Raw genomic sequence first — 5,732 nt, 5'->3', positions numbered from 1 at the left:
GCCCTGCTGCGCGCCGTACGCGTCATAGGCCGGACCGCCGCCGTACGGGCCGGGGTCCGGCGCACTATGGGCGCCGCCCGCACGGTGCGCGCCGCCCTCACCCGGCTCGGGCTGCTGTCCCGGATATCCGCCCTGGCCGGGCGCGGACTGCGCGTCCGGGCCCCAAGGCTCGCCCCAGGGCTGTCCGGTGGAGGGCGCGGACCGCAGGTCGGCGGGGTCGAAGGGTTCGCCGTCGGCGGGCAGCACGATGCCCTCGTACGCGGGTCGCGTGGGCTGAGCCGCCGGGCGCCGCGGCTCGTTTCCCTGTCCGCTCTGCGTCACCGGGGCTCCTCAACCTGTGCGGGACTTACGGAATCATCGGCTCACGCTACCGGGTGACGATAACGCTCGACCATTGACCTCGTAACGGTCTCGTCCCTGTGAGACCCCTGTCCGCACCGCCCCGGAAACCCGCTCCGCGCGACCCGGCACAGCCCTGCTCGGCCCCGCGCGGGCCCGCGAGGACTGCGCCGGGAAGGCGCTATGCCGCCTGCACCTCCAGCCGGGCGCCGAACTCCCGTACAACGGATTCATCACGGTACGGCTCCAGCCGCTGCTGGAAGTCGTCCAGATACTCCGCTCCGCGGTTGGACCGCAGATTGCCGAGGAGTTCCACCGCGCGGGTGCCCGCGTGGCACGCCTCCTCGATCTCGCGCTGCATCACATGCGCGGTGGCCAGCAGCAGCAGCCCTATGGCACGGCGGCGCACCCGCCCCTCCGGGTGACCGGTCAGGGCCTCCTCCGCGCGGCGCTTGGCCGGTTCGGCCTGGCCGAGGTCGCGGTGGCAGTGGGCCAGTTCGTCCGCCAGATACGCCTGGTCGAAGTGGCGGATCCACACCGGGTCGTCGCCCGACTCGCCTTCGTTGTCGGCCTTCTCCAGGGCGGTGACCGCCCGGCCCGCGACGGCCTGGCAGGCGCGGGAGTCGCCGAGCAGCGCGTGCCCGCGCGCCTCGGCCGCCAGGAACATCGCCTCGGCCCGCGGCGGGGTATGGCCCCGCGTGCCCTCCTGCGCGGCCCGCGCGAGCTGCGCGATCTCCCGTGGATTGCCGAGCGAGGCGGCGAGATGGCTCATGCTCGCGGCCAGCACATAGCCGCCGTAGCCGCGGTCGTCCGCGGCCTGGGACAGCCGCAGCGCCTGGATGTAGTAGCGCTGGGCGAGCCCCGGCTGCCCGGTGTCGACGGCCATGTACCCGGCGAGCTCCGTCAACCGGGCGACGGCGGCGAAGAGTTCGCGCCCCACGGCCTCCCGGTACGAGCCGCCGAGCAGCCCGGAGACGACGCTGTTGAGGTAGTGCACGACGACCGGCCGCACATGGCCGCTGCCGTAGCGGTGGTCGAGCTCCACGAGGGCGTCCGTGGTGGCCCGTACGGCCTGCACGTCGGACGCGCCGACGCGGGCCCCGACCGTACGGGCGACCTGGGCGTCCGCGCCGGTGATCAGCCAGTCGCGGCTGGGCTCCACGAGCGCGGAGGCGGCGACGGACGAGCCGCTGAGGAAGTCGCGCCGCCCGACGTCGCTGCGCCACAGCTCGCAGACCTGCTCGACGGCGCCGACGACGGTCGGCGAGAACTGGAGGCCGACGCCGGAGGCGAGGTTCTTGCCGTTGGCCATGCCGATCTCGTCGATCGTGACCGTGCGGCCCAGCTTGCGGCCCAGCGCCTCGGCGATGATCGCGGGGGCCCGGCCGCGCGGCTGCTGACCGCGGAGCCAGCGGGCCACGGAGGTCTTGTCGTACCGCAGATCGAGGCCGTGCTCCGCGCCGCACATGTTGACGCGGCGCGCGAGCCCCGCGTTGGAGCAGCCGGCTTCCTGGATGAGCGCCTGCAGCCGTTCGTTGGGCTGCCGCGCCACGAGTGGCCGTGCGGCCATGGTGTGTACCCCCTGTGCCTGCTGTACGTCCGCGACGAGCGCCGCGCACCCTGTGAGGTCCGTATGGCGAGATCACTGCCCCGAAGATGTCCGGAGAATGCGGGACTTGCCCGTAATGACCGCGCTTGGTGATCCGGGGCGAAACCCGTGATCGGTGTCCGTATCCGATGACTGTGCCCGATGACCATGCCCGAGGGCTGTGCGCCCGATGACCGGCCCCGAAGGACTGTGCGGACGACGACCGTGCGGCCGATGACCGTGCCTGTGACTGTGACTGCGCCCGTGCCCATGTCTATGCGGATGAACGTTCCGCAGGTGGCTACCCCACCCGGACCGCGCGGCCCCGTCTGCGCCCCCGGCCATGCACCCGTGCGCCCCACGTGCCGTAACGATGCACCGCGCCCGCGCCCCCGGCGGGCCGTAACCCCTGGTGACAAGGGGAGTTGTGATGAACGTGGAAAAGACCATCGGAGTAACGGCCCCGCACATCCCGGCGCAACGCGGCGAGCAGCCGCTCGACTCCGCGGTGCGGTACGCGGAAGAACGGCACTGGGACGTGTTCGCCGGCACCTGGCTGGAGGCGGACCAGGGGCGCGAGAACTGCTCCTGCCGCGACCTGGACTGCCCCGCGCCGGGCGCGCACCCCGCGCGCCCCGACTGGGCCACCCAGGCCACGGGCAGCGCGGTCGGCGCCCGCCGGCTGTGGGCCGAGCGGCCCGCCGCCTCGGTGCTGCTGCCGACCGGGCGCACCTTCGACGCGCTGGACGTGCCGGAGTCCGCCGGGTGCCTGGCGCTGGCCCGGATGGAGCGGATGGGCGTCGGGCTCGGCCCGATCACCTGCACCCCGAGCCGCCGGATGCTGTTCCTCGTACTGCCGGGCGGCGCGCCGAAGGTCCCCGACCTGGTGCGGAAGCTGGGCTGGCCGCCGTCGTCGCTGGACCTCGTGGCGCGCGGCGAGGGCGACTACGTGGCCGCGCCGCCGACCCGCGTCGGCTCGCACGGCTCGGTGCAATGGGCCCGCCAGCCCACCGCCGCCAACCGCTGGCTCCCGGACACCGAGGAGCTCATCAGCGCCCTCGCCTACGCCTGCGGGCGCGAGGCCGCGGCGGCGCGGGGCCGCTGAGCCCCCTGTTCCCCGCCCCGTCCGTGCCGTGACGCTTTCTTCTCCGCCCGCCTAGGGTTGGTCCCGGGGGGCGGGACGTCCCCTGCGACGAGTCAACGGGGAACGAGGGGTCATCACAGTGGTGCAGGACGCGACAGCCGGCGGCGACGGCGCGGCCATGGCCGACGGGGGCAGGACCGGCGCGGGTACGGACATAGCGGGTACGGACATAGGGGCCCCCGGCGCGGCGGCCGTGCGGATCAGCGGTCTGTGGAAGAAGTTCGGGGAACAGGTCGCGGTCGCGGGCATCGACCTGGAGCTGCCCGCGGGCCAGTTCATCGGGCTCGTCGGCCCCAACGGCGCGGGCAAGACGACGACCCTCTCCATGGTCACCGGGCTGCTCCGCCCCGACTCCGGCCGCGTCGAGATCGGCGGCCACGACGTGTGGCAGGACCCCGTCGCGGTCAAGTCGCGGATCGGCGTGCTGCCGGAAGGGCTGCGGCTCTTCGAACGGCTCTCCGGCCGCGAACTCCTCGCCTACACCGGACGGCTCCGCGGCCTGCCCGGCGACGAGGTCGACGCACGCGCCACCCAGCTCCTGGACGTACTCGACCTCGCGGGCGCGCAGCACAAGCTCGTCGTCGACTACTCGACCGGCATGCGCAAGAAGATCGGGCTCGCCTGCGCCCTGCTGCACAACCCCGAGGTCCTCTTCCTCGACGAGCCCTTCGAGGGCGTCGACCCGGTCTCCGCGCAGACCATCCGCGGCGTCCTGGAGCGCTACACCGGCTCGGGCGCGACCGTCGTCTTCTCCAGCCATGTGATGGAACTGGTGGAGTCGCTGTGCTCGTGGGTCGCGGTGATGGCCACGGGCCGCATCCGCGCCCAGGGCCCGACAGCGGAGGTGCGGGGCGACGCGGACAGCCTCCAGAACGCGTTCCTGGAACTCGTCGGCGCGAATCAGCGGCTGGCCGGCTCGCAGAACCTGGACTGGCTGGGCGGCGGCGCCCGATGAGCACCGCGCCCACGACGTCCACCGCCCCCGCCCCGGCCCGCGCCGGGGCCTCGTCCCTGACGTCTCCGACGTCCCTGACATCCCTGATCCCGGTGTTCGTACGGCTGAAGCTGTCGCTGCTCCGCAACGGCCTGCGCCAGTCCTCCGGCCGCACCGCCGTCTACGTCACCTCGCTCGTCTTCACGCTGCTCTTCGCGGCCATCGTCCTGCTGGGCCTCGTCGCGGTGCGCGACAACGACCACGCGGCGGCGCTGGTCACCCTGCTCGTCACGATCGTCGCGCTGGGCTGGGCGGCGATGCCGCTGTTCTTCCCCTCCGGGGACGAGACGCTCGACCCGACCCGGCTGGCCATGCTGCCGCTGCGGCCCCGCCCGCTGATCGCCGCGCTGCTGGTCACCTCGATGATCGGCATCGGCCCGGTCTTCACCCTCGCCGTGGCCGTCGGCGCGGTGATCGCCCTCGCGCACGGCGCCGCCGCCACCGTCGTCGGCGTCCTCGCCGTGCTCCTGGTGGGGCTGGTCTGCGTGGCCCTCGCCCGCGCCGTCGCCACCGCCAACGTCCGGCTGCTGACCAGCCGCCGCGGCCGCGACCTCGCCGTCCTCAGCGGCCTGTTCATCGCCATCGGCGCACAGGGCGTCAACCTCGGCGTCCAGAAACTCACCGGCCCCGACGGGCTCGGCGTCCTGGCGCCCGTGGGCACGGTCGTCCGCTGGATCCCGCCCGCCTCCGCGCTCGACGCCGTGGACGCGGTGAGCCAGGGCTCGTACGGGCGCGCCGCCGCCGGCCTGGGCCTGACCGTACTGGCGCTCGTCCTGCTGCTGTGGTGGTGGCAGCGCACCCTCACCACCCTGATGACCGCCCCCGACTCCTCCACCCTCCAGGCCGTGGAGAAGGACACCGCGCGCCGGTCGTCCTCGGAGCGCGGGCTCCTGCGCCTGCTGCCCCAGGGCCGTACGGGCACGGTCATGCTGCGGTCGCTGCGCTACGCGTGGCGCGACCCGAAGACCAAGATGTCCTGGGCCGCCGCGCTGGGCGTCGGCCTGCTGCTCCCCATCGTCACGGCCGTGCAGGGCAACGGCAGCCTCTACACGGCGTGCTGGTCGGCGGGGCTCCTCGGCATGCAGATGTACAACCAGTTCGGCCAGGACACCTCCGCCTTCTGGATGGTCGCCTCGACGATCTCCTCGACGCGCGACGCGTACGTCGAACTGCGGGCGCGGGCCCTGACGATCGCACTGCTCGCCGTCCCGTACGTCTCCCTGGTCGTCGTCGGCGCCGCCATCGCCCTGCACCAGTGGTCCGATTTCCCCGAGGCGTACGGCATCGCCCTCGCCCTCCTCGGCGCCCTCGTGGGCACCGGCGCCCTCTCCTCGGCCCTGGCCCCGTACTCCATCCCCTCCGAAGGCAACAAGAACGTCGCCCCGGGCCAGTCCGGCATCGCCTCCCTCAGCATCCTCGGCGGCATGCTCACCGGCGCCCTCATCGCCGCCCCCGTCCTGGGCCTCACCATCTGGCTCCACGTAGCGGACATGCACGGCCTGCTGTGGCTCGTACTCCCCGCAGGCGCGGCCTACGGCTTGACGGCCGCATACACGGGCCTCCGCATAGCGGCCCCGAGGGTGGCGGGCCGCCTCCCGGAGATCCTGGCGGCGGTGAGCAAGGGCTGAGGCCGGTAGCTCCGCTGCACGCTGGGCCCGGGTTTCCGC

4 protein-coding genes and 1 pseudogene are annotated in these 5,732 nt (G+C 73.5%); 3 read left to right on the top strand and 2 right to left on the bottom strand.

Going from position 1 to position 5,732, the window contains the following annotated elements:
* Nucleotides 1–321: pseudogene (locus tag ACFU99_RS30720) on the bottom strand (hypothetical protein); the annotation flags it as partial.
* 199 nt (nucleotides 322–520) lie between these two features.
* Entirely contained in the window at nucleotides 521–1,909 is a 1,389-nt protein-coding gene (locus ACFU99_RS30715; protein WP_384398223.1) for a transcriptional regulator, read from the bottom strand.
* A gap of 448 nt (nucleotides 1,910–2,357) precedes the next feature.
* Between ACFU99_RS30715 and ACFU99_RS30710 the strand changes: the two genes are divergently transcribed.
* From ACFU99_RS30710 to ACFU99_RS30700, 3 genes are all read left to right on the top strand, one after another.
* Nucleotides 2,358–3,032, top strand: a complete 675-nt coding sequence (locus ACFU99_RS30710; RefSeq protein WP_384398221.1) for a bifunctional DNA primase/polymerase — start codon at nucleotides 2,358–2,360, stop codon at nucleotides 3,030–3,032.
* 157 nt (nucleotides 3,033–3,189) lie between these two features.
* Nucleotides 3,190–4,026, top strand: coding sequence for an ABC transporter ATP-binding protein (locus ACFU99_RS30705; protein ID WP_384398225.1), 837 nt, complete (start codon nucleotides 3,190–3,192; stop codon nucleotides 4,024–4,026).
* On the top strand, nucleotides 4,023–5,693 hold the full coding sequence (locus tag ACFU99_RS30700; RefSeq protein WP_384398219.1) for a transporter: 1,671 nt from the start codon (nucleotides 4,023–4,025) through the stop codon (nucleotides 5,691–5,693). Before ACFU99_RS30705 ends, ACFU99_RS30700 begins: the two co-directional genes overlap by 4 nt.
* Nucleotides 5,694–5,732 lie beyond the last annotated feature (39 nt).

Origin of the sequence: Streptomyces sp. NPDC057654 (assembly GCF_042800135.1) — a bacterium.
Taxonomy (GTDB): Bacteria; Actinomycetota; Actinomycetes; order Streptomycetales; family Streptomycetaceae; genus Streptomyces.
The sequence above is the reverse complement of the archived record's forward strand: the minus strand, read 5'-3'. Positions and strand labels throughout refer to the sequence as shown.